Origin of the sequence: Micromonospora sp. NPDC048063, from assembly GCF_043202855.1 — a bacterium.
Taxonomy (GTDB): domain Bacteria; phylum Actinomycetota; class Actinomycetes; order Mycobacteriales; family Micromonosporaceae; genus Micromonospora.
In genome coordinates, this window is the sequence record NZ_JBIDBG010000001.1 from 339,138 (window position 1) to 363,944 (window position 24,807).

23 protein-coding genes are annotated in these 24,807 nt (G+C 72.5%); 15 read left to right on the plus strand and 8 right to left on the minus strand.

Going from position 1 to position 24,807, the window contains the following annotated elements; translation table 11 throughout:
- The first annotated feature begins 60 nt into the window (after positions 1 to 60).
- The 6 genes from ACGFZ2_RS01595 to ACGFZ2_RS01620 all read left to right on the plus strand — a co-directional run bounded on the left by ACGFZ2_RS01595 (position 61) and on the right by ACGFZ2_RS01620 (position 7,990).
- On the plus strand, positions 61 to 1,068 hold the full coding sequence (locus ACGFZ2_RS01595; RefSeq protein ID WP_393448958.1) for a Gfo/Idh/MocA family protein: 1,008 nt from the start codon (positions 61 to 63) through the stop codon (positions 1,066 to 1,068).
- Positions 1,061 to 2,149: a zinc-binding alcohol dehydrogenase gene (locus tag ACGFZ2_RS01600; RefSeq protein WP_393269923.1), complete on the plus strand. Its 1,089-nt coding sequence runs from the start codon at positions 1,061 to 1,063 to the stop codon at positions 2,147 to 2,149. Before ACGFZ2_RS01595 ends, ACGFZ2_RS01600 begins: the two co-directional genes overlap by 8 nt.
- 70 nt (positions 2,150 to 2,219) lie before the next feature.
- Complete coding sequence (locus ACGFZ2_RS01605) at positions 2,220 to 4,052, plus strand: ABC transporter ATP-binding protein (protein WP_393448961.1); 1,833 nt, start codon at positions 2,220 to 2,222, stop codon at positions 4,050 to 4,052.
- Positions 4,053 to 4,149: 97 nt separating this feature from the next.
- A complete protein-coding gene (gene secA2 / locus ACGFZ2_RS01610) occupies positions 4,150 to 6,441 on the plus strand; it encodes an accessory Sec system translocase SecA2 (RefSeq protein WP_393269927.1) in 2,292 nt (763 codons plus the stop codon).
- A gap of 184 nt (positions 6,442 to 6,625) precedes the next feature.
- Complete coding sequence (locus ACGFZ2_RS01615) at positions 6,626 to 7,366, plus strand: GAF and ANTAR domain-containing protein (RefSeq protein ID WP_393269930.1); 741 nt, start codon at positions 6,626 to 6,628, stop codon at positions 7,364 to 7,366.
- Between the two features lie 120 nt (positions 7,367 to 7,486).
- Complete coding sequence (locus ACGFZ2_RS01620) at positions 7,487 to 7,990, plus strand: DUF2231 domain-containing protein (protein WP_393448964.1); 504 nt, start codon at positions 7,487 to 7,489, stop codon at positions 7,988 to 7,990.
- Between the two features lie 151 nt (positions 7,991 to 8,141).
- Here the strand turns inward: ACGFZ2_RS01620 and ACGFZ2_RS01625 are convergent, their stop codons facing one another.
- Positions 8,142 to 9,098 carry a DUF3500 domain-containing protein gene (locus ACGFZ2_RS01625; protein ID WP_393448966.1) on the minus strand — a complete coding sequence of 319 codons (957 nt, stop codon included), beginning with the start codon at positions 9,096 to 9,098 and terminating at the stop codon, positions 8,142 to 8,144.
- 46 nt (positions 9,099 to 9,144) lie between these two features.
- Positions 9,145 to 9,498, minus strand: coding sequence for an ankyrin repeat domain-containing protein (locus tag ACGFZ2_RS01630; protein ID WP_393450186.1), 354 nt, complete (start codon positions 9,496 to 9,498; stop codon positions 9,145 to 9,147).
- A gap of 200 nt (positions 9,499 to 9,698) precedes the next feature.
- On the opposite strand from ACGFZ2_RS01630, the gene ACGFZ2_RS01635 reads away from it, so the two are divergent.
- Genes ACGFZ2_RS01635 through ACGFZ2_RS01645 form a run of 3 tightly spaced genes read left to right on the plus strand, consistent with a single transcriptional unit; the run spans position 9,699 to position 11,345 of the window.
- Positions 9,699 to 10,154, plus strand: coding sequence for a cysteine dioxygenase (locus tag ACGFZ2_RS01635; protein WP_393448969.1), 456 nt, complete (start codon positions 9,699 to 9,701; stop codon positions 10,152 to 10,154).
- Positions 10,155 to 10,207: 53 nt separating this feature from the next.
- Positions 10,208 to 10,696, plus strand: coding sequence for a rhodanese-like domain-containing protein (locus tag ACGFZ2_RS01640; protein ID WP_393448972.1), 489 nt, complete (start codon positions 10,208 to 10,210; stop codon positions 10,694 to 10,696).
- 49 nt (positions 10,697 to 10,745) lie between these two features.
- A complete protein-coding gene (locus tag ACGFZ2_RS01645; protein ID WP_393448975.1) occupies positions 10,746 to 11,345 on the plus strand; it encodes a winged helix-turn-helix domain-containing protein in 600 nt (199 codons plus the stop codon).
- A 125-nt stretch (positions 11,346 to 11,470) separates the two neighbouring features.
- Here ACGFZ2_RS01645 and ACGFZ2_RS01650 read toward each other — a convergent pair whose 3' ends face one another.
- Positions 11,471 to 12,754, minus strand: a complete 1,284-nt coding sequence (locus ACGFZ2_RS01650; protein ID WP_393448978.1) for an FAD-dependent oxidoreductase — start codon at positions 12,752 to 12,754, stop codon at positions 11,471 to 11,473.
- Here ACGFZ2_RS01650 and ACGFZ2_RS01655 point away from each other — a divergent pair.
- Complete coding sequence (locus ACGFZ2_RS01655; protein WP_393448981.1) at positions 12,698 to 13,351, plus strand: TetR/AcrR family transcriptional regulator; 654 nt, start codon at positions 12,698 to 12,700, stop codon at positions 13,349 to 13,351. The two genes, ACGFZ2_RS01650 and ACGFZ2_RS01655, sit on opposite strands and share 57 nt — an antisense overlap.
- A 201-nt stretch (positions 13,352 to 13,552) precedes the next feature.
- Here ACGFZ2_RS01655 and ACGFZ2_RS01660 read toward each other — a convergent pair whose 3' ends face one another.
- Together ACGFZ2_RS01660 and ACGFZ2_RS01665 are read right to left on the minus strand one after the other, a co-directional pair.
- Complete coding sequence (locus ACGFZ2_RS01660) at positions 13,553 to 14,212, minus strand: LuxR C-terminal-related transcriptional regulator (protein ID WP_393448984.1); 660 nt, start codon at positions 14,210 to 14,212, stop codon at positions 13,553 to 13,555.
- Positions 14,200 to 15,327 (minus strand): histidine kinase, encoded by a 1,128-nt coding sequence (locus ACGFZ2_RS01665; RefSeq protein ID WP_393448987.1) that lies wholly within the window; start codon positions 15,325 to 15,327, stop codon positions 14,200 to 14,202. The genes ACGFZ2_RS01660 and ACGFZ2_RS01665 overlap by 13 nt, the downstream gene beginning before the upstream one ends.
- Before the next feature lie 313 nt (positions 15,328 to 15,640).
- Here ACGFZ2_RS01665 and ACGFZ2_RS01670 point away from each other — a divergent pair, with 313 nt between their 5' ends.
- The 4 genes from ACGFZ2_RS01670 to ACGFZ2_RS01685 all read left to right on the plus strand — a co-directional run bounded on the left by ACGFZ2_RS01670 (position 15,641) and on the right by ACGFZ2_RS01685 (position 21,023).
- Complete coding sequence (locus tag ACGFZ2_RS01670; RefSeq protein ID WP_393448990.1) at positions 15,641 to 16,387, plus strand: ABC transporter ATP-binding protein; 747 nt, start codon at positions 15,641 to 15,643, stop codon at positions 16,385 to 16,387.
- 11 nt (positions 16,388 to 16,398) lie between these two features.
- Positions 16,399 to 18,966: an ABC transporter permease gene (locus ACGFZ2_RS01675; protein ID WP_393448993.1), complete on the plus strand. Its 2,568-nt coding sequence runs from the start codon at positions 16,399 to 16,401 to the stop codon at positions 18,964 to 18,966.
- 86 nt (positions 18,967 to 19,052) lie between these two features.
- Positions 19,053 to 20,243: a serine hydrolase domain-containing protein gene (locus tag ACGFZ2_RS01680; protein ID WP_393448996.1), complete on the plus strand. Its 1,191-nt coding sequence runs from the start codon at positions 19,053 to 19,055 to the stop codon at positions 20,241 to 20,243.
- Between the two features lie 285 nt (positions 20,244 to 20,528).
- Entirely contained in the window at positions 20,529 to 21,023 is a 495-nt protein-coding gene (locus ACGFZ2_RS01685) for a DinB family protein (RefSeq protein WP_393448999.1), read from the plus strand.
- 447 nt (positions 21,024 to 21,470) lie between these two features.
- On the opposite strand, the gene ACGFZ2_RS01690 is transcribed toward ACGFZ2_RS01685, so the two are convergent.
- From ACGFZ2_RS01690 to ACGFZ2_RS01700, 3 genes are read right to left on the minus strand one after another with little or no spacing between them, the layout of a single operon-like run.
- The gene (locus ACGFZ2_RS01690; protein WP_393265625.1) at positions 21,471 to 22,034 is read right to left on the minus strand and encodes a dihydrofolate reductase family protein; all 564 of its coding nucleotides are present in this window, start codon (positions 22,032 to 22,034) and stop codon (positions 21,471 to 21,473) included.
- A complete protein-coding gene (locus ACGFZ2_RS01695) occupies positions 22,022 to 22,528 on the minus strand; it encodes an SRPBCC domain-containing protein (protein ID WP_393449002.1) in 507 nt (168 codons plus the stop codon). Before ACGFZ2_RS01695 ends, ACGFZ2_RS01690 begins: the two co-directional genes overlap by 13 nt.
- Entirely contained in the window at positions 22,525 to 22,899 is a 375-nt protein-coding gene (locus ACGFZ2_RS01700; protein ID WP_393449005.1) for an ArsR/SmtB family transcription factor, read from the minus strand. The genes ACGFZ2_RS01695 and ACGFZ2_RS01700 overlap by 4 nt, the downstream gene beginning before the upstream one ends.
- Positions 22,900 to 23,415: 516 nt before the next feature.
- On the opposite strand from ACGFZ2_RS01700, the gene ACGFZ2_RS01705 reads away from it, so the two are divergent.
- Positions 23,416 to 24,711 (plus strand): MFS transporter, encoded by a 1,296-nt coding sequence (locus ACGFZ2_RS01705; protein ID WP_393449008.1) that lies wholly within the window; start codon positions 23,416 to 23,418, stop codon positions 24,709 to 24,711.
- Positions 24,712 to 24,807: the final 96 nt, after the last annotated feature.

Consider the following 24,807-nt stretch of genomic DNA (forward strand, 5'->3'; position numbering starts at 1 on the left):
GCGCCCACGCGGGGGGAGTGCACTCGACGGAACGTGAAACCGTGGCGGAAGGGCTTTTACATGCGCACGTGCCGGGTGGGACTGGTAGGGGCCGGCGGGGTGGCGCAACGCCACGCCCGGGTGCTGGGTGGCTTCGCGGACGTGGAACTGCTCGGGGTGACCGACGTGGTCCCGGCGGCGGCGGCGGAACTGGCCGGCGCGCACGGCGCCCGGACGTTCGACGGCGTGGAGGAGTTGCTGGCCGCCGGGCCGGACGCGGTGTACGTCTGCGTGCCGCCGTTCGCGCACGGCCCGGCGGAGGAGGCGGTGATCGCGGCCGGGGTGCCGATGTTCGTGGAGAAGCCCGTCGCGGTCGACCTGGCCACGGCCGAGCGGATCGCCGACCTGGTCGCCCGGCGGGGGCTGCTCACCGGCGTCGGACACCACTGGCGGTACCTGCCGGTGGTGCAGCAGGCGCGGGAGCTGCTCGCCGGCCGTCCGGTGCGGATGGTCTGCGGCGCGTGGTGGGACAAGGTGCCCCCGGCCGCCTGGTGGTCCAGGCGGGACCGCTCCGGGGGACCGGTGGTGGAGCAGGCCGCCCACGTGCTGGACCTGGTGCGGACGCTGGTCGGGGAGGCGACCGAGGTCACCGCGTACGGCAACGGGACGCCGCCGCCGGTCGACGGCGCCGACATCGACTCGGTGACCACCGCGGCGCTGCGGTTCGCCGGCGGGGCGGTCGGCACGCTGACCGCCGCCTGCGTGCTCGGCTGGAAACACCGCGCCGGCGTGGAGATCCTCGCCGACGGGCTGGCCCTGTCGCTGGCCGAGGACAGCCTGGTGGTCCGCGACGCCGACGGCGAACGTCGCTTCGGCGCCGACCCCGACGCCGCCCGGGTGGCCGTCGACCGGGCCTTCGTCGACGCGGTCCGCGGGGTCGGCGACGACGTCCGCGTCCCGTACGCCGAGGCGCTCGGCACCCAGCGGCTCGCCCTCGCGGTGGCCGACTCCGCCCGCACCGGCCGGACCGTACGCCTGGACCGCCCGGCCGCCGCGCCGCTCGCCACGGGGGTGACCGTCGATGCGTGACAAGGTGGTGGTGGTCAGCGGCCCGGGCCGGGTGGAACTCGTCGAGCAGGACGCCGCCGAGCTGACCGACGGCACGTTCCGGGTCGAGACGTTGTTCAGCGGCGTCTCCGCCGGCACCGAGCTGAGCTACGTCAAGGGCACCAACCCCTACCTGCACGTCACCTGGAACGCCGACCTCGGCCTGTTCCAGCCGGGCGGGGCGAGCACTCCCTACCCGGTGACCCGGCTGGGCTACATGCAGGTCGGCCGGGTGGTGGAGAGCCGCACCCCGGCCGTCGCCGTGGGCACCGTCGGCGCGATGACGTACGGCCACCGCACCGGCTGGGTCGCCGACCCGGTCGCCGAGCGGTTCGTGCCGCTGCCCGACGACATCGACCCGGTGCTCGGCGTCTACGTGGCGCACATGGGGCCGATCTGCGCCAACGGGGTGCTGCACGCCGCCGCCGACCTGCACGGCGCCGACGTGCGGTCGCTGGGCGACGGCGTCCGGGGCCGCCGCGTGGCCGTCGTCGGCAGCGGGGTGGTGGCCCTGCTCACCGCCCTGTTCGCCAAGCGGCACGGCGCCGCCTCGGTGGTGGTGCTCGACCCGACCCCGCAGCGGCGGGCCGTCGCCGAGGCGCTCGGCCTGGAGACCCTCGACCCGGAGGCCGACGACCCGGCGGTGGTCCTCAAGACCCGCTGGGCACACGGCCCCGGCGACCGGGGCGCCGACGTGGTGTTCCAGTGCCGGGGGCAGGCGTGGGCGTTGCAGCTCGCGCTGCGCCTGCTGCGCCCCCAGGGCACGGTCGTCGACCTGGCCTTCTACCAGGCCGGCGCGGACGCGGTGCGGTTCGGCGAGGAGTTCCACCACAACGGACTGTCGCTGCGCTGCGCGCAGATCGGCCGGGTGCCGCGCGGGCTCGCCCCCACCTGGGACCGCGAGCGCCTCTCCGCCGAGACGATCGACCTGCTGCGGGCGTACGGGGACGTGGTCCGCAAGCACCTGGTGTCGGCGGTGGTGCCGTTCGAGGAGGCGCCGACGCTGCTGACCGACCTGGCCGAGCGGCGCCGGCAGGAGCTCCAGGTGGTGCTGACCGTCTGACATCCGCGTCCGGCCGGGGCGGATGCCGGGGCCGGTTACCGTTGGCGGGCATGACCGCCAGGACCGCGTCGTGACCGCCGACGCCCCCGCAGCCGCCGCTCCCGCCCCCGCCGAGGCTCCCGCCGGCGACCCCGCGGCCGCCCCGGGGGAGCACCGGGTCGGCCTCGCCGCCCTGCTGCCGTACCTGCGCGCCCACCGCGGCACCCTCGCCGTGGTGGCCGCGCTGTCGCTGGCCGGGGCGGCGGCGTCGCTGGCGCAGCCGCTGCTCACCCGCGCGGTGCTCGACGGCGTGTCGGCGGCCCGGCCGGTGGCCGGCCTGGTGGCGGTGCTGGTCGCCCTGGTGCTGGGGGCCGCGGCGCTCGGCGGGCTGCGGGACTACCTGCTGCAACGCACCGCCGAGGGGGTCGTGCTGGGCACCCGGCGGCGGCTGGCCGGGCACCTGCTGCGGCTGCCGATCGCCGAGTACGACCGCCGCCGCACCGGCGACCTGCTGTCCCGGGTCGGCTCGGACACCACGCTGCTGCGGGCGGTGGTCACCTCCGGGCTGTTCGAGGTGGTCACCGGCGCGGTGATGGTGCTGGGCGCGGCCGGCGCGATGGTGCTGCTCGACCCGGTGCTGTTCGGGGTGACCCTGCTCGGGGTGGCCGCTGGGGTCGGCTTCGCGGTCGCCTTCGCGCACCGGATGCGCAACCTGGCCCGGGCCGCCCAGGAGCGCATCGGGGAGATGACCTCGGCGGTGGAGCGGGCGATCTCCGCCGTCCGGACGATCCGCGCGGCCCGGGCGGAGCGGCGCGAGGCCGACACGGTCGGCGCCAGCGCGGCGCAGGCGTACGCGGCGGGGCTGCGGGTGGCCCGGGTGCAGGCGTTCGTCGGCCCGGTGAGCACGGTCACGATCCAGGGCGCGTTCCTGCTGGTGCTGGGCGTGGGCGGGGCGCGGGTGGCGGCCGGCGTGATCACCGTGGGTGACCTGGTCGCGTTCGTGATGCTGCTGTTCTTCCTGGTGCTGCCGCTCGGCCAGGCGGTGCACGCCTACGCCCAGTTGCAGACCGGGCTGGGCGCGTTGCAGCGGATCGAGGAGGTGCTCGCGGTGCCGGTGGAGGGCGCGGCCGACCGCCCCGCGCCCGTCCGTCACACCGCCGCCCCGACCTGGCCGAACACCGCCGACGGGGCACCGGCGGCCGTCGAGTTCGACCGGGTCGACTTCCACTACCCGGGTGGCCCGCCGGTGCTGCGCGAGGTCAGCTTCACCGTGCCGGCCGGCACCCGCACGGCACTCGTCGGCCCCTCCGGCGCCGGCAAGTCGACGCTGCTGGCCCTGGTCGAGCGCTTCTACGACGTGACCGGGGGCACCCTGCGGCTGGACGGGGTGGACGTGTGCGACCTGCCCCGCGACGCGCTGCGCGCCCGCCTCGGCTACGTCGAGCAGTCCGCGCCGGTGCTGGCCGGCACGCTCCGGGAGAACCTGCTGATCAGCGCGCCGGACGCCACCGACGACCGGCTGCGCGCGGTGCTCGACGAGGTCAACCTCGGTCATCTCGCCGAGCGGGCCCCGGAGGGGCTGGCCGTGCAGGTGGGCGAGGGCGGGGTGCTGCTCTCCGGCGGCGAGCGGCAGCGGCTGGCGATCGCCCGGGCCCTGCTGGCCGGGCCGCCGGTGCTGCTGCTCGACGAGCCGACCAGCAACCTCGACGCCCGCAACGAGGCCGCGCTGCGCCGGGCCATCGACGCGGTGGCCGTCCGGCGGACCTTGTTGATCGTGGCGCACCGGCTCTCCACGGTCGTCGACGCCGACCAGATCGTGGTGCTCGACGGCGGGCGGGTGGCCGCCACCGGCACCCACGACGAGCTGACCGTGACCAGCCCCCTCTACCGCGAGCTGGCCGCCCACCAGCTCCTGGTGACCTGAGCGGCGGGCGGCCCGACCCGCCCGGCGGCGACACCCCGCGCGGCGCCGCGCCGGGCGGGCCGCCGCTACCCGGCCCGGTCGCGTACCGTTGCCGCTCATGGGTGTGTCGCAACGCTTGAAGAGCAGGTTCCGCCGGTTCCTCCAGCGCCCGGGGACGACGGTCGACCTGGGGCCGCTGGAGAAGCTGCTGCCGGCCATCGAGGCGCGCGAGGAGAAGCTGTCGGCCCTCGACGACGCCGAGCTGACCGAGGCCGCTGGCACGGCCACGGGCTACGAGGAGATCTGCGCGATCGGCCGGGAGGCCGCCCGCCGCGGCATCGACCAGCGGCCGTACGACGTGCAGCTGCTCGGCGCCATGGCCCTGCTCTCGGGCAAGGTCGCCGAGATGGCCACCGGTGAGGGCAAGACGCTCACCGCCACCGTCGCCGCGTACGGGCACGTCCGGCTCGGCAACGGCCCGGTGCACGTGCTCACCGTCAACGACTACCTGGCCCGCCGCGACGCCCAGTGGATGGAGCCCGTCTACACCCTGCTCGGCCTGACCGTCGGCTGGGTCAACGAGGCATCCACCCCCCAGGAGCGGCGCGACGCGTACGCCTGCGACGTCACCTACGTCTCCGTCAGCGAGGCCGGCTTCGACTACCTGCGCGACCAGCTCGTGACCGACATCGACGACCGGGTGCAGCCGCCGCTGCGCACGGCGATCGTCGACGAGGCCGACTCGATCCTCATCGACGAGGCCCGGGTGCCGATGGTCCTCGCCGGCGCGGTCGCCGGCGAGCAGGACCCGGTGCACGCGGCCGCCGCCCTGGTGCGCGGCCTGCGCAAGGGCAAGCACTACACGGTCGCCGAGGATGGCCGCAGCGTGGCCTTCACCGCCGCCGGCCTGGCCGCCGTCGAGGCCAAGCTCGGCATCGACCTGTACGACGAGGAGCACGTCGCGCAGCTCTCGGCGGTGAACGTGGCACTGCACGCGCACGCCCTGCTGCACCGCGACGTCGACTACATCGTCCGCGACGGCACCGTCGAGCTGATCGACGAGATGCGCGGCCGGGTGGCCCAGCGCCGCCGCTGGCCGGACGGGCTCCAGGCGGCGGTGGAGGCCAAGGAGGGCCTGGACGCCACCGCCGAGGGCGAGGTGCTCGGCACCATCGCCGTGCAGGCGTACGTCGGCCTCTACCCGACGGTGTGCGGCATGACGGCGACCGCGGTGCTGGTGGGCGACCAGCTCCGGGAGTTCTTCGGCCTCGAGGTGGCGGTGATCCCGCCGAACACCCCGTGCGTCCGTGAGGACGAGCCGGACCGGATCTACGCCACCCGCGCCGAGAAGGAGGAGGCGCTGATCGACGAGATCACGCGCTGCCACTCGGCGGGGCGGCCGGTGCTGGTCGGCACGCTGGACGTGAAGGAGTCCGAGGGGCTGGCGGCCGGCCTGAACGCCGCCGGGGTGCCCTGCGTGGTGCTCAACGCCAAGAACGACGACGAGGAGGCGGCGATCATCGCCGAGGCCGGCGCGTACGGCGCGGTGACCGTCTCCACCCAGATGGCCGGCCGGGGCGTGGACATCCGGCTCGGCGGCAGCGACCAGGCCGACCGGGAGCGGGTCGCCGAGTTGGGCGGCCTCTACGTGATCGGCAGTGGCCGGCACGACAGCCGGCGGGTCGACGACCAGCTCCGCGGCCGGGCCGGCCGCCAGGGCGACCCGGGTGGCTCGGTCTTCTTCGTCAGCCTCGAGGACGACCTGGTCGTCCGGCACGCCGGCGACGCCGTCCCGGCGTCACCCCGGATGAACGCCGACGGCCTGGTCACCGACGAGCAGGTCGACTACGCCGTCGAGCACGCCCAGCGGGTCGCCGAGGGCGTCAACCACGAGATCCACCGCAACACCTGGCGCTACAGCGTGGTCATCGAGCAGCAGCGCAAGGCCCTCGCCGAGCGGCGGGAGCGGCTGCTGACCAGCGACGTGGCGGCGCTGATGCTGCTGGACCGGGTGCCGGAGAAGGCCGAGGAGATGGACGAGGACCTGCTCGCCCGGGTCGCCCGGTCGATCGCCCTCTACCACCTCGACCGGCTCTGGGCGGAGCACCTCGCCGAGCTGTCCGAGGTGCGCGAGGGCGTGCACCTGCGCGCGCTCGGCCGCCTCGACCCGCTGGACGAGTTCCACCGGGCGGCGGTGCCGGCGTTCAACAACCTGATCCCGGAGATCGAGACGCGGACCATCGCGACCTTCGAGGAGACGGAGTTCGGCGAGGACTGGGAGCCGGACGAGGCGAAGCTGGTGCGGCCGAGCGCCACCTGGACGTACCTGGTGCACGACAACCCGTTCGGCTCCGAGCTGGACCGGTTGATCGCTTCCGTGGGTCGACGGCTCAGCGCCGGCTCCCGCTGACGCGTCGGGGCCCCTTTCGCGCCACGCGGCGCCGAAAGGGGCCCCCTTTTGCGCCGTTTCGACCCCGGTTTGCGAGGGTAGTAGGGCGGGTCCGAAGAGTCGGGAGAGATCAGAAGATGGAACGGGTGACGGCGCCGGTCGGGCGTGCGGGGGCACGCGCGGGGTCGGTGGAGGCTGTGCCGCGGTGAACCTGGAGATGCGGGACCCGGCGGTGGAGCGGCTGGGCGTCCTGGAGACGGCCGCCCTGCTGCGGGAGCTGACGGCCGGGCTGATCGCCGTCGACGACTTCGACGAGGCGCTGGCGGCGCTGGTGCGCATCGGCCGGGACGCGGTGGACGGCGTGAGCTGGTGCGGCTTCACCGCGCTGCGGGCCGGGGAGCCGGCCGGCGTGGCCGCCTCCGACGAGCGGCTGGCGGGGCTGGACGACCTGCGGCACGGTCCGGACTCGCCGGCGATGGACGCGATCCGGCGGCGGGAGATGATCCTCTCCGAGCACCTGGGCCGCGAGCCGCGCTGGCCGACCTGGACGCCCCGCGCGCGGGAGCTGGGCGTGCACGGGGTGATCTCCGCCCCTGTCGACGTCGACGAGCAGGTGATCGGGGCGATCAACCTCTACGCCGGCGCCGCCGACCTGCTCACCCCCGGGCACCAGCTCACCGCGATGCTGCTCGCCGAGCACGCCGGGCTGCTCCTCGCGGCGGTCCGCGACCGGGCGCGCCGGGCGGCCCGGGCCGGGGAGCTGGACTCGTCGCTGCTCGGCGACGGGGTGGTGGGGCAGGCGATCGGGGTCATCATGACCCAGCGCGGCTGCCCGGCCGAGGAGGCTCTCGACGTGCTGCGCAGCGCCGCGTCGTCGCTGGACATCCCGCTGCGCGAGGTGGCCGACCGGCTGGTCAGCACCGTGTCACGCCCCAGGGACACCTGAGCCCCGTCGCCGCCCCGTCCGCCGTGACATGTGGGGCCGATGGGGCGCGTGTCGTTTCGCCCTGGGAGCGCCCGGGTAGCACTCTGTATTCGTGGGGTGAGCCGACCTGGGGGAGGAACGATGCAGAGCCGGCTTCGGGTGCAGGGGCACCCGATCCAACCGATGCTGGTGACGTTCCCGTTCGGGCTCTTCGTGAGCGCGACCGTGTTCGACCTGACCGACGTGCTCGGGGGACCGGTCTTCCTCGGCGAGGTGGGCTACTGGAGTTCGGTGGCGGCCCTGTTCGCCGCCGCGCTGGCCGCCGTGGCCGGCATGATCGACCTGTGGGACGTGCCGGGCGGCCGGACCCGACGCACGGCGGTGACCTTCAACCTGGTGAACGTGGCGATGGCCGCGCTGTTCCTGGTGTCCTGCCTCGTCCGCGCGGACGCGCCGCGGCGCGGCGCCAGCGTCGTGCTGCTGCTCACCGAGGTCGTGGCCCTGGCCGTCGGTGCGGTCGGCGTCCGGCTGGGTGCCCGGCTGGTGCGGCTGTTCGACGCGGGCCGCCGGGCCGAGGCGACCACCTTCGACGCGCTGGGCGGCGTCTCCGGCTCCACCGTCGACCTGGCCCGCCCCCGCCCCTGACCCACCCCGCCCCTGCCCCCGCCCCTGCCCCTGCCCCCGCCCCCGCCCCCGCGATCTTGCACTTGGCGCCCGGACGAAGGTGGCAATTCCGCCCGATCCGGGGGCTGAGAGTGCAAGATCGCGGGGGGGCGGAAAGGGTGGCGGGGGCGGGTCAGCGGGTCGGGTGGGATTCGGCGTGGTGGGCGGCCAGGACGTCCGCGCCGAAGTCGCTGGCCGGGCGGCGCAGCACGGTGTGCGCGTGGTTGCCGTCGTCGGTGGTGTTGTCGTACTCGATCAGCAGGTCGTCGCCCTGCACCCGGTAGTAGTGGCGTTGGCCGGGGCGGGTCGGGCCGGCCCAGGCGAAGTGCAGCTGCCCCGAGGCCAGCCGGCGTGCCTCCCGGATCGCCAGCTCGGGCGGGAGCCGGTCCAGGTAGAGCGCGACGAGCTGGTCCAGCAGCGCCCGCCCGGTGGGGCCGAGCCGGTCGGCGGGCACCCCGAGCGGCTCCAGCGGCGCGTCGACGTGGGCGCGGGTGGCGCTGATGATGTCGCCGGGCGCCTCGTCGGCGACGATCGCGGCGGCTCGGCCGGCCGGGCCGATGGCGTCCAGCAGGGCGCGGCCCAGGTCCTCCTCGACGCCCAGGGGCCGGGAGACGGGGCGGCCGGCGTACCGGACGGCGGCCGGGTTGGCGCCGAGGAAGATCGGCGCGGGGGAGACCTGGTCGGCCACCACGGTCATGCTCACCGAGAGGTGGTGCCCCTCCAGCCGCCACGCCCACGCGTCGTCCCGGGCCGGGTCGCCGAAGACGGCCACCCAGTAGTCGCCGCTGTGCCGGCCCCGGTGCCATCCCTCCGCCCGGTCCAGCACCTCCTCCAGCGCGACGATCGCCATCGCCTGGGCGTACGCCGGTGGGCTCAGCGCGGTGGCCAGCAGCCGGTGCGCGGCCTTGCGCCCGGCGCGGTCCAGGTCGGCCAGGCACACCCCGGGCCGGGGTCGTGGCCGGTACTCCAGCCAGCGTCGGGCCTGCTCGTCGTCGAACCGGAGGGCGGCGCGGGCGCGGGCGGGCTCGTCCAGCGCGGCCAGCAGCGCCGTGCCGGCGGTGCGCATCTGCTCGGGCAGCGGATCTTCCACCGCCTCTGTATACCGGCCGGGACCCGGGCGCGGGGGGCCGTCGCCGTCAGCCGGCCGGCGTCGTCAGCAGCGCGAGCATCTCGGGCAGGTCGAAGAAGCTGGCGGTCTCCACCGCCGACGGGTTGCCGTGGTGCGGGTCGGCCCCGGCGGCGAGCAGCGCCCGGACCGCGTCGGCGCTGCTGCGGAACGTCGCGGCGGCCAGCGCCGTCTGCCCCCGGTCGTTGGTGGGGGCGTGGTCGGCACCCCGGGCGAGCAGCGCGGCGACCGTCTCCGGGTGGGCGTGGTACGCCGCCAGGATCAGCAGGGTGTCGCCCTTGTCGTTGGTCAGGTCGACCGGCAGCCCCGTGTCGACGTAGTCGGCCAGCTCGTCGGTGCCGCCGTCGCGCGCCAGGTCGAACATCCGGTGTGCGAACGCCAGCGTCTCGGCGTCGAGTTCCTCACTCACCTGTCCAGGTTAGTCGCGCGGCACCTTGGTAGGTTGCTCGGCCGGCGCGCTGGGGAGGGTCGCTCGTGTCCCGGCATGCGGAATTACCTATTAAACCCATAGGATTTACAGGCTAAGCTGAGGCTCCGCACGTCGCCGTACCCCGAAGGACCACCATGACCGACCGTCGCCAGCCCGACCTGCTCGCCATCGCCGGAGCATGGGCCGCCGACCCGGCCGGATGGCCGGTGCCGCTGCGCTTCGACCCGGCCTCGCGGTGGTACGCCCGGCTCGACCGGACCGCCGACCACGAGGTCTGGGCGCTGAGCTGGCTGCCCGGGCAGGGCACCGACCTGCACGACCACGGCGGCTCGGGCGGCGCGTTCCTCGTCGTGGCCGGCGCACTCACCGAGGAGACCGTCAGCGGGGGCCGGCTGCGCCCGCACCACCTGGCCGCCGGTTCCGGCCGTCGCTTCGGACCCCGGCACGTGCACCAGGTGACCAACCGGGGCGGCGAGCCGGCCGTGAGCGTCCACGTCTACCGCCCCGCCCTGCGCCGGATGACCCGCTACCTGCTCGCCGACGGCCGGCTCCGCGCCGCCGAGGTGGCCGAGGCCGGGGTCGCCTGGTGAACGCCCCACCGTCCCGCGCCACCGGCCGCCAGCACCCACCGGAGGAAACGACCATGCCGCAGACCGACCCGCACGCCTGTCCGGCCCCGGCGCCGCCGGGCTCCCGGGGCATCGACGAGATCCTGGCCGCCGCCCGCGCGCGGCTCGACCGGCTGGATCCCGAGCGGGCGCACCTAGCCTGTCGTGGCGGAGCGCTGCTGGTCGACATCCGCCCGGCCGCCCAGCGGGCCGCGCACGGCACCGTGCCGGGCTCGCTGGTGGTCGAACGCAACGTGCTGGAGTGGCGCTTCGACCCGCGCTGTCCCGCACGGCTGCCGCAGGCTGTCGGCTACGACCTGACGGTGGTGGTCATCTGCCAGGAGGGCTACACCTCCTCGCTGGCCGCCGCCGCCCTGCAGGACCTCGGGCTGCACCGCGCCACGGACGTGGTCGGCGGCTTCGTCGCCTGGCGGCTCGCCGGCCTGCCCGTCCTCGGCCCCACCCCGCCACCCCGTCCGTCCACTCCCGCGCCCCCGGTGACCGCCGGCCGGGCGCCGTCCTGACCGTCCCGCCCCACCGGGCGTGGCGGCACCGCCGTCCCCAGGAGGCTCCATGTCCGTCGTCGCCCTCACCCCCCGGCCCCAGTCGACCGACCGTCCCGGGCCAGTCCGCCCGCGCTCCGCACCGACCCTCACCATCACCCTCGACGTCGCTCCCGGGCCGCTGAGCCCCCGCCTGGCCCGGCTGCTGGAGCTGATCGGCGAACTCGCCGAGTCGGGGGAGGGCCGCGTGCGCCCGGCCGCCGCCGAGGGCCCGCCGGCGGCGCCCCGCCCGGCCCAGGCCGTCGCGCACCCCGGCGGAGCCGCGGCCGTCGCGGACCCCGGCCCGGCCCCGGACGCCGGGCGTCCCGACGGGGTCCGGATCCTCGCCGGGCCCCGGGTCGTCCACCACGGTTCCCGGGCCGTGGCGCTGACCCGCATCGAGTACGACCTGCTGCTGTTCCTGGCCGAGCGGCCCCGCCAGGTCTTCACCCGTCTCCAGTTGCTCGCCAACGTCTGGGGCTACGAACACGCGGTGGCCCGCACCGTCGACGTGCACGTCCGCCGGCTGCGCGCCAAGTTCGGCGCCGACACGCCGCTGGTGACCACCGTCCACGGTGTCGGCTACCGCCTGGCCGACGAGGCCCGGATCGAGGTCGACCGGAGCCGCTGACGGGCACCGGAACCGGGTTCGACGGCGGCTCCTGACGAGCCCGGCCGTTCCGCACCCCCCGCGCGGCGCATCCTCTTCCAGGGCAGGAGCATCTGCCAGGGCGAGGCCGGCTGCGTCGCGTGTCGTCAAGCTGCGGGTGCCGGCTCGGTGGGCCGTGGCGTGAAGAAGCGGATGATGTCGTCGGCTGCGGTGGGGGACAGCATCATTGCCTGGACTCGTGCGGACATTTCGGCGATCGGGTGGGTTCTGGTGAACATCGCCTCCTCGTACGTCCGGATCGCCGAGTCGGGGTCGGCGGGGTTGGTGGCGAGTTCGGCGGCGAGCTCGGCGGCGTCGAGCATGGCTTGGTTGGCGCCCTCGCCGACCGGCGGCATGAGGTGCGCGGCGTCACCGATGAGGGTGATGCCCGGTTGGTGGGCCCAGCGTGTACCGGTGGGCATCGCCTCGATCCTGCGTGGGGTCGGCGGGCTGTCGCCGGCTTCGATGAGTGCGGTGAGGCTGGGGTTCCAGCCATCGAACATGTCCAGCAGAGCGCGCTTGCTGCGGTAGGTGTCCAGGTGGCGGTCGTCCGCGGGTAGGGAGATGCCGACTCGGATGCTGCCGTCGCCGAGGCGTTGTGCTGCCAGGATCTGGTTCACGCCGATGCACCAGAGGTTTCCGGGGCCGACCAGGTCGGCGAGATCCGGGTGGCGCCGGTCGGCGTCGCCAATGGTGAGTTCGACCAGGGTGGCCACGGAGGACAGTGTCGCGTCGGTGAGCAGCGACCGGACGACCGAGCGTGCGCCGTCCGCGCCGATGAGGACGTCGCAGTCGGCGCTGTGGCGGCCATCGAACGTCAGCCCGAAGCCTCCGTCGGGTCGTGGCGTCGCCGCGACGAGCCGGTGCTGCCAGGCCACCGCGTCGCCGGGGAGTGAATCGAGCAGAAGATCACGCAGTGCGCTGCGGTCGATCTCGGGGCGTCCGGAGAATGAGCCGGGTTGTGGCTTGTGGTGCACGAGGGTGCGTCCGGCCGGGTCGAGGATGCGATGCTCCTCGCCCTCCGGCCGTGCCTCGGACCGGAACCGGCCGGCGAGGCCCGCATCGGCCAGGGCCCGTTGCCCGGACTCCGGGTGCAGGTCGAGCGATCCGCCCGGTGATCGCGCGGATCGGCTTGCCTCGCGTTCGTACACCACCGCGTCGATGCCGTGCCGGTGCAGGATTCGGGCCAGCGTCAGGCCGCCAAGGCCACCACCGGCGATCGCGATTCGCATCATCATCTCCGTTACCGTACGCTGTACCTCATGGATACGCCGTACGGTAACGCACCGGTGCCCGTCTGGGAACGGCCCGAGCCCCAGCCGCGGGCGGCGCCGGTGCCGCTGAGCCGAGCGAAGATCGCCGCCACGGCGATCCGGCTCGCCGACGCGCACGGCCTCGAGGGGCTGTCGGTACGCAAGATCGCCAAAGAACTCGGCGTCGGTCCGATGCGGCTCTACGACTACGTGAGCAACAGATCCGAGCTGCTCGATCTGATGGTCGACACCGTGTATGCCCAGATCGCCGAGGCCGGCCAGCACGCCGAGTGGCGCGCCACGGTGCTGGCCCTCGCCCAGGCGACCCGCGAAGCCGCCCTTGACCATGAGTGGTTCGCCGACCTGCTCGGCGGAAGGCCACACCTAGGACCGCACGCGCTCGCCGTGGGCGAATCGACCGCGGCGGCGCTCAGCCAGGCCCCCGGCGTGCGCGGCATCGACGATCTTCAGCGGGCTGTGGGTGCCCTCAACGCGTTCATCGTCGGAGCACTCCGCAGGGAGATCACCGAGCGACGCACCGCCCGTTCAACCGGCACCGACGTGTCCGCTTGGCAGGCCGCCCTCGGGCCCTACCTGACACGCATGCTCGAAACGGGCCGCTACCCCACCGTCGCCCGGCTCGTCATCGACGGCGCGCACCTCAACGCCGAGGAGACCTTCCACCACAACCTGACCACCATCCTGGACGGCATCACCGGCCATCCCCACACGTGACCTACTGCTCGCAGGCCAGTGCCGGCTGAACACCGATACACCTCGATCAGAGATCCGGATCTGTCGCCGAGCGGGTGCGCCCTGCCGGGCGTTCGTCACTGCCCCGACGCTGTCCTGGTGTCTCCTCGGTGGTGACGTCCTGGCCGGCGTCGGGGCGGACGTCGTTGGCGGTCGCCGCGGTTGACCGAGTCACCGGCGTACTCAGTCGCCGCCGATCTGGCCCGCGCCGTTGAGGTAGGTGAGAACGGCGAGGACGCGGCGGTGGCCGCTGTCGGTGACGGCGAGGCCCAGCTTGTTGAAGATGTTGCCGATGTGCTTGTGTACGGCGTTGTCGGTGATGACAAGCCGGTCAGCGATGGTGTTGTTGTCGTGTCCCTGGGCCATCAGCGCGAGTACCTCGCGTTCGCGGGGGGTGAGGACGGCGATCGGGTCCCTGCGGTGGGCGAGGAGTTGGGCGATGACCTCGGTGTCCATGGCGGTGCCACCGGCGGCCACCCGGCGCAGCGCGTCGACGAACTCATCCACCCGGCTGACGCGATCCTTGAGGAGGTAGCCGACGCCGCCGCCGGTGGTGGCGAGTAGTTCGGCGGCGTACTGCTGCTCGACGTACTGCGACAGCACCAGGACCGGTAGGCCAGGGTGCTCTCGACGGGCCCGCAGGGCGGCTCGGATGCCCTCGTCGCGAAATGACGGCGGCAGCCGGACATCGACGATGGTGACGTCGGGCCGATGGTCCCGGACGGCGGTGAGGAAGCCCGCCGCGTCGCCCGCGATGGCGGCGATGTCGAACCCCACGCTGTTGAGCAGGAGTTCCAGCCCGCTGGCCAGCAGGACGTTGTCTTCGGCGATTACCACCCGCACGGCAGCTCCATGGTGATCGTCGTCGGCCCGCCGGCCGGGCTGTCGATGTCGATGGTGCCGTCGAGCGCGAGCACCCGGCGACGGATCCCGGCAAGGCCGGTGCCCCGCCGATCGTCGGCGCCGCCGGTGCCGTTGTCGGTGATCGCCACCGACAACCGGTCTGCCGTTCGGCTCACCCGTACGCCGGCCGTGGTCGCCTGGCTGTGCTTGGCGACGTTGGTGAGTGCCTCGGCGACGGCGAAGTAGACGACGGCCTCCACGGCCGCCGGTACCTTTTCGAGGTTGCCGATCTCCAGTCGGGTTGGCACGCCGCAGCGGGCCGTCACCGCGGTCAGTGCGCCGGTGAGGCCGCGGTCGGCGAGGATCGGCGGGTAGACGGTCCGGATCACCTCGCGGAGTTCGGTCATCGCCTCTTCGGTTCCTTCGTGTGCGTCCCGAAGAAGGTCTTCCAGGAACTGCTCGTTTCGCGGATTGTTGGTTAACGCCTGCCGGGCCACGGCCAGCCGCATCGCGATGGCCACCAGCCGGGCCTGGGTGCCGTCGTGCAGGTCGCGTTCGATCCGGCGCAGCTCTGCGCCGTGTGCGTCGAGCACGTCTGCCCGGGTGCGGGTCAACACGGCGACCCGGTCGGCGAGCCGTTCGGCCGTCGAGTGTGACAGCACTACCAGGCAGATCCGGGCGTGTGCGCGAGCGATCGGCGGGAAGGCCAGGTACGCCAGCGCGGTGAGCAGGAGAATCTGCAGTGGACCGAGGGTGAGGGCTGTCGCCCAGCCGGTCACCGGAATGTCGATGAACAGCCGGGGCCGATCCTCCGGTGCGAACGCCCACCACAGTGGCGTGGCGACCGCGGCGGGCAGGAGGTTGCCCACGCACAGCAGCGTGAGCAGGCCGAGCGCTACCCCGGTGATGGCGTTCACCGGCAGCCAGAGCAGGTCGCGGGGGGTGGCCGGATCGGCCCATGCGCGGCGTCCCGTCGTGCGCAGGGCAGGGCGCGATGCCAACGGCGTCCCGAGCAGCCGGCCGGCGCGGTCACGGTGCCAGTTCGCCCAACGCCGGGCGAGCCTCGGATGGCACAGCAGCGGCAGCGCGAGCAGTGTGGCGATCCCGGTGGCCAATGATCCCAGGAGGTAGGACCCGCCACGCCAGGCCTGCACCCACCGTCGACCCGACGTCACAGGATGCCCTTTCTGCGTACCCTCCTCGAGGGCAGCGTCCCTTCGCGTTCCCGGCACGGCGTCGAGTCTGCCCGGTGGCCGCCGCCCGCGGCACTACAGCCAGCTGTACCTCGCATCCGGTGGTACGCGGTATCGCTATCCGACGACGCGGAAATCTAGCGTCGAACGCATGAGGTTGACCAGCAGAAACCCATTGAGACGACGCGTTGCGCCGGTCGAGGCCACCGCGACCGACTCGCTGCACCGGGGTGCAATGCCGACATTTGCGACACAGTCGTACGCAGTGCAACTGGATTCGGTGTCGAAGGAGTACGGGTCGGGGAAGACCACGGTACGCGCTCTCGACCGGGTGACAGCCGGGTTCCCGCGCGGTACGTTCACCGCCGTCATGGGCCCGTCCGGGTCCGGCAAGAGCACCTTCCTGAACTGTGCGGCCGGTCTGGACCGGCCGACATCGGGCCGGGCCGTGCTGGGTGACACGGAGCTGTCCAGCCTGTCGGAGACCGAGTTGACCGAGCTCCGGCGGGACCGGATCGGGTTCGTCTTCCAGGCGTACAACCTGCTCGGTGCGCTGACCGTGGCGGACAACGTCACGTTGCCTGTCCGGTTGGCCGAGAGACCGGTCGATCCCGAGCAACTGGCGAGTGTCCTCGCCGCGGTCGGGCTCGCCGAGCATCACGACCGCCGACCGAGCCAGCTCTCCGGTGGCCAGCAGCAGCGGGTGGCGATCGCCCGGGCGCTCATCAACCGGCCCGACCTGGTGTGCGCCGACGAGCCGACCGGCGCGCTGGACAGCCGCAGCGGCCGCCAGGTCCTGGCACTGCTCAGGAAGATCGTCGACGACCTGGGACAGACCGTGCTGATGGTCACGCACGATCCGGTCGCGGCCGCGCAGGCCGACACCGTGGTGTTCCTCGCCGACGGCCGATTGGCCGGCGAGATGACCCGACCGTCCGCCGAGCAGATCTCCGAGCGGATGACCCACCTGGGGGAGCCGTGAACCGCCGCGTGATGTCGAAGCGCATGCTGGCGCTGGCCTGGAGCACGGTCAAGGGACGCAAGGGCGGGTTCGTCGCGGCATTCGTCGCGGTGCTGTTCGGCTCGGCGGTGATCACGGCCTGCGGGATCCTGCTGGAGAGCAGCGAACGCTCGGGCGTGCCCACCGAGCGCTACCAAGCTGCCGACCTGGTGGTGGGCGCCCCGCAGACACTGCCGATGGCCGACGACGTGGATCCCCGGTTCGGCGAGCGGGCCACCCTGCCGGCCGGCCGGGTCGGCGACATCGCGCGAGTCCCCGGCGTCCGCGCGGCGATCGCCGACGTCAACGTCCCGGTCAGCCTCGTGACGGCGGACGCCGACGTGCTCGCCGGGCCGGACAGCACCCCCGCGCTCGGGCATGGCTGGCAGTCGGCCGCGCTCGGCCCGTTCACCACGAGCGCCGGCCAGGCCCCGACCGGGCCGGACGACGTGGTGCTGGACTCCGCGCTGGCCGAGCGGGCCAGCGTCACCGTCGGCGCGTCGGTTCGACTCGCGGTCGGCTCAAACACGTCGACCTACCGGGTGACAGGCATCGTGAGTCTGCCAGGAGGCACCCTCGCCCGGCAGTCCGCACTGTTCTTCACCGATGACCGGGCCCGGGAACTGACCGGCCAACCGGACCGGGTGGACGCGATCGGCGTGCTGGCCGCACCCGGTGTCAGTGCCGACGAGCTGGCAAGCGCCATCGAGGCGGCAGTCACCGGTGTGGTCGTCTACACCGGCAGTGACCGGAGCGAGGCCGAGTTCCTCGACATCGGCAGCACGCGTTCGTTCATCAGCGGGCTCTCCCTGGCGTTCGGCGGCAGCATGGTTCTGGTGATCATGATCGTCGTGGCGAGCACACTCGCGCTCTCCGTTCGGCAGCGGCTGCGGGAACTGGCGCTGCTGAGGGCGATCGGCGCGACCCCGAAGCAGGTGCTCGGCATGATCGCCGCCGAGACCATGGTGGTGGGCACGCTCGGAGCAGTGCTCGGGGTGATTCCGGGCGTCGGGCTGAGCTTCCTCTTCCGCGAAACCTTCACCCTGGTCGGCGTGGTTCCGGACGACTTCGAACTGTCGATCAGCCCGCTGCCGGTACTCGCGGCGATGGTGCTGTGCCTGATCGGCGCCCGTTTGGGCGGCTGGATAGCCGCCCGGCGCGCGGCCAAGCTCAGGCCGGTGGACGCGCTCGGCGAGGCCGCGGTGGAGCCACCCAAACTCGGCTGGCTCCGGTTGACCGTCGGTTTGCTGCTGGTCCCCGCCGGTATCGCCATGGCGGTCGTGCTGCCGTGGGTGCTACCCGGTGAAGGGGCCGCTGAAAGCGCGGCCTTCTCGGCGTTCCTGCTCGTCTTCGCCGTCGTGCTGCTGGGGCCGCGGTTGCTCGGCGGTGCCGTCACCGTGCTGGGCCCCGGGCTGAACCGCAGGTCGGGCGCCAGCGGGTTCCTCGCGACCGCGAACGCGCACGCCAACTCGCGGCGGCTCGCCGCGGCGACCACTCCTCTGATCATGGGTATCACCCTGGCCACCGCGCAGCTCTTCAGCGGGACGACCGCGAGTTCGGCCGCGCGGGATCAGGCCGCAGACGGACTGCGCGCGGACTACGTCGTCACGTCCACGTCCGCCGGCGTGTCGCCCGAGGTAGCGGACGTGCTCCGGGACGTGCCCGGCGTCTCGGCGGTGACCCCGGTCGTCCGTACGCGGACGCTGGCGACCTTCGGCTCGAGGGACAGCCCTCAGATCAGGACCTACTCGGCCCAGGGGGTCACCGGTGACCAGCTCGCCGAGACCATGGATCTCGCCGTTCTCGAGGGCGATGTCGCGGATGTGCAGGGCAACACGGTGGCGTTGAGCCGGATCGCGGCGGGCACCCTCGGCGCTGCTCTCGGCGACACCGTCGACCTCCGTCTCGGTGACGGCACGCCGATCAGACCCACCGTGGTCGCGCTCTACGAGAGAGGACTCGGCCTCGGCGACGTCACGCTGCCGCACGACCTCGTCCTCGAACACACCACCGACCGCCTGGACTTCGCGGTGCTGGTCACGGCGGCCACGGGAACCGGCGTCGGGGCACTCGGCGATGCGTTGCGATCCGCCGTCCGACACCTCCCGACCGTCCAGGTCAACAACCGCGAGTCGTTCGTCGCCGCGCAGAGCGCTGCGGCCGCCGGCGAGTCGGCGGTCGGCCTCATCCTCAACGCGGTCCTGCTCGGCTACCTCGCGATCGCCGTGGTGAACACCCTGGTGATGGCGACCGCCGCACGCTTCCGCGAATTCGCCCTGCTCCAACTGGTCGGCGCCACCCGTCGCCAGGTGTTCGCGATGATGCGCAGCGAGACGAGGATCATCGTCGTCGCGGCCGCGCTCATCGGTACCCTGGCCGCGATCCCGTCATTGATCGGCACGAGCATCGGACTGACCAGGACGCTGGTTCCGTCCATTCCACCGCTCATCTACCTGGGAATCGTCGCGGTCGCCGCGCTGCTCGGCTGGGCCGCCATCATGAGCTCGACTCGGATCGCCATGCGGTCGCAGCCGGTCGACGCGATTGGCGTACGCGAGTGACGCCGGCGGCACTACAGCCAGCTGTACCACATATCCGGTGGTACGAGGTATCGGTCCGCGTCGGCGCGGCTCCTAACGTCGACGGCATGAGATTGAACAGCAGGAAACCATCGAGGCGGCGGGTCGCGCTGGGTGCGGCGGCGGGACTTGTCGCCCTCACGTTCACGGTCACCGGGCTCGAACCGGCCGAAGGATCGGTGACCGGTTCGGGCCACGCCGGCGGCCGGTTGCAACGGGACACCGACGCGATCCACGCCCTCGGGGTGACCGGCGTTCAAGCCCGGGTGACCACCTCCGACGGCCGGCACCTCGTCGCCACCAGCGGCGTCGCCGACCGGGTCACCGGGCGCCCGGTGCCACCCAACGGACGCTTCCGGATCGCGAGTACCCGCAAGGCGTTCGAAGCCACCGTCGTCCTGCAACTGGTCGAGGAACACCGACTGTCCCTCGACGACACCGTCGAGCGGTGGCTACCCGGCGTGGTCCGCGGCAACGACAACGACGGCCGCCGGATCACCGTGCGTCACCTCCTGCAGAACACCAGCGGCATCCACGACGACCTGCCCGGCTACACCACGCCCGAGGAGTACCTCCAGCAGCGATACGACGTGTACACCCGCGAGCAACTCGTGGCGCGGGCGATGAACCACCGGCCGGACTTCGAACCCGAAGCGGGCTGGGCCTACTCCAACACCGGCTTCGTCCTGGTCGGGATGATCGTCGAGCGGGTCACCGGCCGTTCTCTGCAACAGGAGGTCACCGACCGGATCGTCGGTCCGCTCGGGCTGCACCACACCACCTGGCCCGGGACCTCGCCGTTCCTACCCCAGCCGCACGCCCAGGCATACCAACTGTTCGAGACCGGTGAGCTGGTGGACGTCACCGAGCAGGTTCTGGTGGACCCGGACTCCATGGCCTCCAGCGCCCGGGACCTCGACCGGTTCTTCCGTGCGCTGCTGGGCGGCCGGCTGCTGCGCCCCGCACAACTGGGCGAGATGAAGCGGACGGTCGAGATCAACGAGGACGTCAACGCGATCTGGCCGGGCGGTCTCTACGGGCTCGGCCTGGTCAGCCGCCCGCTGCCCTGCGGCGGCGTCTACTGGGGCCACGACGGCGGCGACGGCGGCTACATCACGGTCACCGGCGTCACCGACGACGGCCGGCGCAGCGCCGTGGTGTCCATGTCCGCCTCGCTCGGCGATTCGCTGGACAGCCTCCTCCAGCAGCAACGCGGTGCCGACACGCTGATCCAGAGCGCCCTGTGCGGCCGGGTGTAACCGAACCGCGCGGCGTGTCGTGAACGAGAGCCCTGACCGGCGATGGTCACGCCGGTCAGGGCCGGTCCAGAGGCGGAGCCTGACAGAACGCGAGTTGCCCAACCCGCCAGAGGTCGGGTGCCCCAGGCCGTGCTGGTCACGCTTGACCTGCTGTTGGCTGGGCCTCAAGGTAACCGGCTCACGGGTGTATGCATCCGGACGTGCCGATGAGGGGCGTTCTGGCCGGAACCGCTCGGACGACCTCCGCGCCTGCCTTCCGTCAGGACAAGGGCGTAGAGTCGCCCCATGATCGAATCCCAACGCGAAGCCGTGCCGCGCAACGACGGTGGCGAGCTCGACACCGCCCTCGCGTTCTTGTCCTTCGCTCGATCATGCGTGCTGAAGAAAGTCGCGGGCTTGACTGAGGAGCAGTTGCGGCGGCGCCTCGTCGTCTCCGACACCACACTGCTGGGCCTGGTCCAACATCTGACGGACGCCGAACGGTACTGGTTCGGCTACACGTTCGCCGGCGACCCGCGCCACGCCGACGTCGACTTCGACATGGTGGTCGAGCCGGACCGATCCCAGGACCAGATCATCGCCGGCTACCGGGCTGCGATCGCCGAAAGCGATGCCCGCATCAGCGCAGCCGCTGGCCTCGACGTTCTCACCGCGCAGCCGGTCGGTGACGCGCCTCGTACGCTTCGCTGGGTGCTTGCCCACATGACGAGTGAGACCGTCCGGCATGCCGGTCACGCCGACATCCTGCGGGAGCTTGTCGACGGTGCCACTGGACGGTGAGAGGTCGGCGACTCGGGGTCGTACGCCGTCCGGTGCTACCGGAATGCGGGCCAGTGCTCCGCCCTTCAGGGCGGGGGTGAAGGCCCGCGCTGGGAGGGCCGCCAAGGCCCGAGCGGTGCCTTAACCTGCAGCTTGCTCCCGGTAGCCTTGACCTCGGCCTGCCCGGCTGCGAGGACGTCCGGACGTGCCGATGAGCGGTTGCGTCGGGAGCGGTCGACGAGCGTGCGGCCGGCATGCCGACGGATAGACGAAGGCGGGTAGTTCTCGGGGCGTTCCCCGGGCTGAGGTTCGCTGTCGCCACCGTCGTCCCGACGCGGCGGTTGACGTCTCCGCACACTGCGACTTGACGCAACCCGAGTTCGTGATGGGCGACCTCATCCGGCCGAATCAGTCGTCAGCGCTCCGCCTGTCATGCAAGCGCCGCCGGCGATCGGACAGGGCTGTCGTTCACTGCCCGAGAGGGCGGTAGCGGAGGTGCACGACGCCGTTTCGGAATCGGCGCTCATCGAGGAGCTCAAGGTCGGCGCGCATGCTGGTCGGCAGTCCTGGCTTGCCCCCGCCGACGACGATGGGCAGGATGAACAGCTGGCACTCGTCGACCAGCCCGGCCTTGAAAGCCTGCGTCGCGAGGTCGGCGCCTCCGACGGTGAGATCGCTGCTGGCCGTGGCCTTCAGTTCGTGTACCGCGGCGGGGTCGAAACGGCGTTCGAGTCGAGTGTCGGCAGTTGACACCGCGGCGAGGGTCGTGGAGTAGACGACTTTGCTCGCCGCCTGCCAGGCGTTCGCGAAGTCGGCCATGAGGTCGGACCGCGCGGCCAGAGTGGCGTCGGTCTCCCAGACGGCCATCGACTCGTACAGGCGCCGCCCGTAGAGAAACGTGCCCACAGACCGCAGGAGGTCGGTGGTGAACGCGAATACCTCGTCGTCGACTGGGAGCCAGGCGAACGCGCCGCGTTCGTCCTCGATGTAGCCGTCAAGCGACACGTTCGTCACGTAAATCAGCTTTCCCATGCCTCTACCTCTCGATGATCAGCTGCAACAGCCTGGACATTCGTCAGCGTGGCGTCCAGCTTGGTGAACGCTTGGCGCCAACCCTCCTCGCTGGGGTGCGCCAGATGTTCGGGGAGCCACTGGCGGATCTCCAGTCGTGTCCGTCCGTCAGCCTCGTCGTAGAACTCGACCCGCAGTCTCGTCTCGAACGGCTCGATGTCCTCCTGCAGCCGGCCACTGACGTGCATGACGCCTTCGAGTAGTTCGCCGTCGGCGACGTCGGTGAGGTCGACGTGGATGTGCACGCGAAGCTCGGGTTCGGCTGCATTGACCTCCGTCCACCGTTGAAAGCCGCCGGGGCGCACGTCGAACTCAATCTCATCGCGCGGCAGTGAGTTGCCGATCGGGCCCCACCACGCCGCCAAGTGGTCGGGATCGGTGAAGGCTCGGTAGACGAGCTCCCGCGGCGCGTCGAACACACGCGAGATGACGAGCTGCGGAGTTTCCGTTTTCATTCGAGCTCCCTGGGGTCGTCGACCATCCGGTCCGTTGCCCGTCCGGCGGCCTGCACCGCGACGAGGTGGGCATCGAGGCGGGTGAGGGACGAGTCCCAGAGCCGCCGGTAGCGCTCGATCCAGTCGGCCGCCTCGCGCAGCGGGGCAGCCTCGAGGCGGCTCGCGCGCCACTTGCCCGACCGCGACCGCGAGATGAGTGCGGCGCGCTCGAGCACCTTCAGGTGCCGTGACACCGCCGGCATCGAGATGGACAGAGGAGCGGTGAGCTCTGTGACCGTGGCGTCGCGTTCGGCCAGCTCGGCGATGATCGCCCGTCGAGTCGGGTCGGCGAGCGCCGAGAACACCGCGCTGAGCTGATCGGTGCCAGCCATCGGAGGCTCCCTTCACTTAACCACCGTGTTAAACGTATTGGGACGCGAGTGATGTTGTCAACGGATGGGTCGCCGGTCCGGCTCGGTCCCGCCACCAGCGCTGACGTGTGGGCGAACAACCTGCGGCAAGACGGTGTCCGCAGCTGCCGCCGATCGTGCGCGCCGCCCGGCGGCGCAACCGCAACCGCCTGTAGCCGGTCCATTCGGGATAGGCACCCTGTCGTGCCGATGTGCGGGCGTTCACGTCTCGGTCGTGCCTAGACGAGTGCGCCGAAGTCCGCTCCGCAGCCCGACCGTGGTCGTCTGCCACGCCGCCTTCTGCTCTTGAGAGAATGGTTCGATCGAGGCGCACTGAAAGCCGATCATTACGGTGTCCTTGCGCCATTCGCGCGTGAGCCACCGCCGCGTTCGACCCTGCGGGCTCGGACACCTCATCCGAGGGCGTCGTGGGGCCGAACGGCTTGGCGTCCTCGAACTGCTCCACGTTGATGTTGACCTCTTCCGGATGGGGGACCGATGCTGGCTCCGCTGCGGTATGGCGCGTTCCGATACCTCGCTGCTGGCCGGCTGGTCAACATGCTGGGCAACGGTGTCGCTCCCATCGCGCTGGCCTTCGCCGTGCTCGATCTGACCGGCTCGGTGCGCGACCTGGGCCTGGTGGTCGGCGCGAGATCGCTGATGACCGTGCTGTTCGTGCTCTTCGGTGGGGTGGTGGCCGACCGGATTCCGCGCCGGCTGGTGCTGGTCGGATCCAATGTGCTTGGTGCGCTGACCCAGGCGGCAGTGGCCGCCCTGGTGCTCACCGGCACGGCGACGATCCCGCTGTTGCTGGCGCTCGGTGCGGCCAACGGCATCGTCAGCGCGCTGTCCCAGCCAGCGTCGGCCGCCGCGACGCCGCAGACCGTGCCGCCGGAGCTGATTCAGGCGGCCAACGCGCTCATCCGCCTCGGCATCAACGCGGGCATGATCGGCGGCGCTGCGCTCGGTGGCCTCCTGGTGGCCGCCGTCGGGCCGGGGTGGGGCCTCGCCATCGACGCGCTCACCTTCGCTGTCGCGGCTCTCGCGTTTACCGGAGTCCGGGTCGCTGCCTCGCCGGCGAAGAGCACCCGCAGGAGCATCGTCGCTGACCTCCGGGAGGGCTGGACGGAATTCACCGCGCGGACCTGGGTCTGGGTGGTCGTGCTGGGCTTCATGATCCTCAACGCGGCTCTCGCTGGCGGCGTGAACGTGCTCGGCCCGGCCGTCGCGGACGAGACGATCGGCCGTAGCGCCTGGGGCGTGGTGCTGGCGGCGGAAACCGCCGGAATGGTCGTGGGCGGGTTGATCGCCCTGCGGATCCGGGTGCGTCGGCTGTTGCTGCTCGGGGTGGCCTGCATGTTCGCCGAGTCGTTTCTGCTGTTGGGGCTGGCCCTGGCGCCCACCGTCGTCGTGCTGGTGTCGGCCGGCGTGGCGGTCGGGATCGCCGTCGAACAGTTCGCGGTGGCCTGGGACACGTCGATTGCGCAGCACATCCCGGCCGACCGACTGGCCCGCGTCTACTCCTACGACATGTTGGGGTCCTGGGTCGCCGTCCCACTCGGCCAGATCGCGGTCGGACCGGTCGCAGCGGCGATCGGCACCCGCGACACGCTGCTGATCCTGGCGGCATCGGTGGTGCTCTCGGTCCTCGGCATGCTGGCCAGCCGGGACGTTCGCCGGCTGCAGGCGGTAGCCCCCGCCCGCGCTGCCGACGCAGCACAGACCGAGCCCGCCGACGGTGGGCCGAGCGACAGCCCTACCACGAAGCCCACCGAACCAGCCGCCCGCGCCTGACCCGGCGGTGGACTTCCTCGATGCCAGCCGCACCCTCAGTTCGAAGGGCAGGATTCGCCGACGCCATACACTGCGACTCACTCTCCTGCCGCCGAC

What these genes read in the sequence shown, in the direction of transcription:
- ACGFZ2_RS01595 (WP_393448958.1), top strand. Translation starts at nt 61, where the DNA reads ATGCGCACGTGCCGGGTGGGACTGGTAGGGGCCGGCGGGGTGGCGCAA.
- ACGFZ2_RS01600 (WP_393269923.1), top strand. Translation starts at nt 1,061, where the DNA reads ATGCGTGACAAGGTGGTGGTGGTCAGCGGCCCGGGCCGGGTGGAACTC.
- secA2 (WP_393269927.1), top strand. Translation starts at nt 4,150, where the DNA reads ATGGGTGTGTCGCAACGCTTGAAGAGCAGGTTCCGCCGGTTCCTCCAG.
- ACGFZ2_RS01620 (WP_393448964.1), top strand. Translation starts at nt 7,487, where the DNA reads ATGCAGAGCCGGCTTCGGGTGCAGGGGCACCCGATCCAACCGATGCTG.
- ACGFZ2_RS01630 (WP_393450186.1), bottom strand. Translation starts at nt 9,498, where the DNA reads ATGTTCGACCTGGCGCGCGACGGCGGCACCGACGAGCTGGCCGACTAC.
- ACGFZ2_RS01635 (WP_393448969.1), top strand. Translation starts at nt 9,699, where the DNA reads ATGACCGACCGTCGCCAGCCCGACCTGCTCGCCATCGCCGGAGCATGG.
- ACGFZ2_RS01640 (WP_393448972.1), top strand. Translation starts at nt 10,208, where the DNA reads ATGCCGCAGACCGACCCGCACGCCTGTCCGGCCCCGGCGCCGCCGGGC.
- ACGFZ2_RS01645 (WP_393448975.1), top strand. Translation starts at nt 10,746, where the DNA reads ATGTCCGTCGTCGCCCTCACCCCCCGGCCCCAGTCGACCGACCGTCCC.
- ACGFZ2_RS01670 (WP_393448990.1), top strand. Translation starts at nt 15,641, where the DNA reads ATGCCGACATTTGCGACACAGTCGTACGCAGTGCAACTGGATTCGGTG.
- ACGFZ2_RS01675 (WP_393448993.1), top strand. Translation starts at nt 16,399, where the DNA reads ATGTCGAAGCGCATGCTGGCGCTGGCCTGGAGCACGGTCAAGGGACGC.
- ACGFZ2_RS01680 (WP_393448996.1), top strand. Translation starts at nt 19,053, where the DNA reads ATGAGATTGAACAGCAGGAAACCATCGAGGCGGCGGGTCGCGCTGGGT.
- ACGFZ2_RS01685 (WP_393448999.1), top strand. Translation starts at nt 20,529, where the DNA reads ATGATCGAATCCCAACGCGAAGCCGTGCCGCGCAACGACGGTGGCGAG.
- ACGFZ2_RS01690 (WP_393265625.1), bottom strand. Translation starts at nt 22,034, where the DNA reads ATGGGAAAGCTGATTTACGTGACGAACGTGTCGCTTGACGGCTACATC.
- ACGFZ2_RS01695 (WP_393449002.1), bottom strand. Translation starts at nt 22,528, where the DNA reads ATGAAAACGGAAACTCCGCAGCTCGTCATCTCGCGTGTGTTCGACGCG.
- ACGFZ2_RS01700 (WP_393449005.1), bottom strand. Translation starts at nt 22,899, where the DNA reads ATGGCTGGCACCGATCAGCTCAGCGCGGTGTTCTCGGCGCTCGCCGAC.
- ACGFZ2_RS01705 (WP_393449008.1), top strand. Translation starts at nt 23,416, where the DNA reads ATGCTGGCTCCGCTGCGGTATGGCGCGTTCCGATACCTCGCTGCTGGC.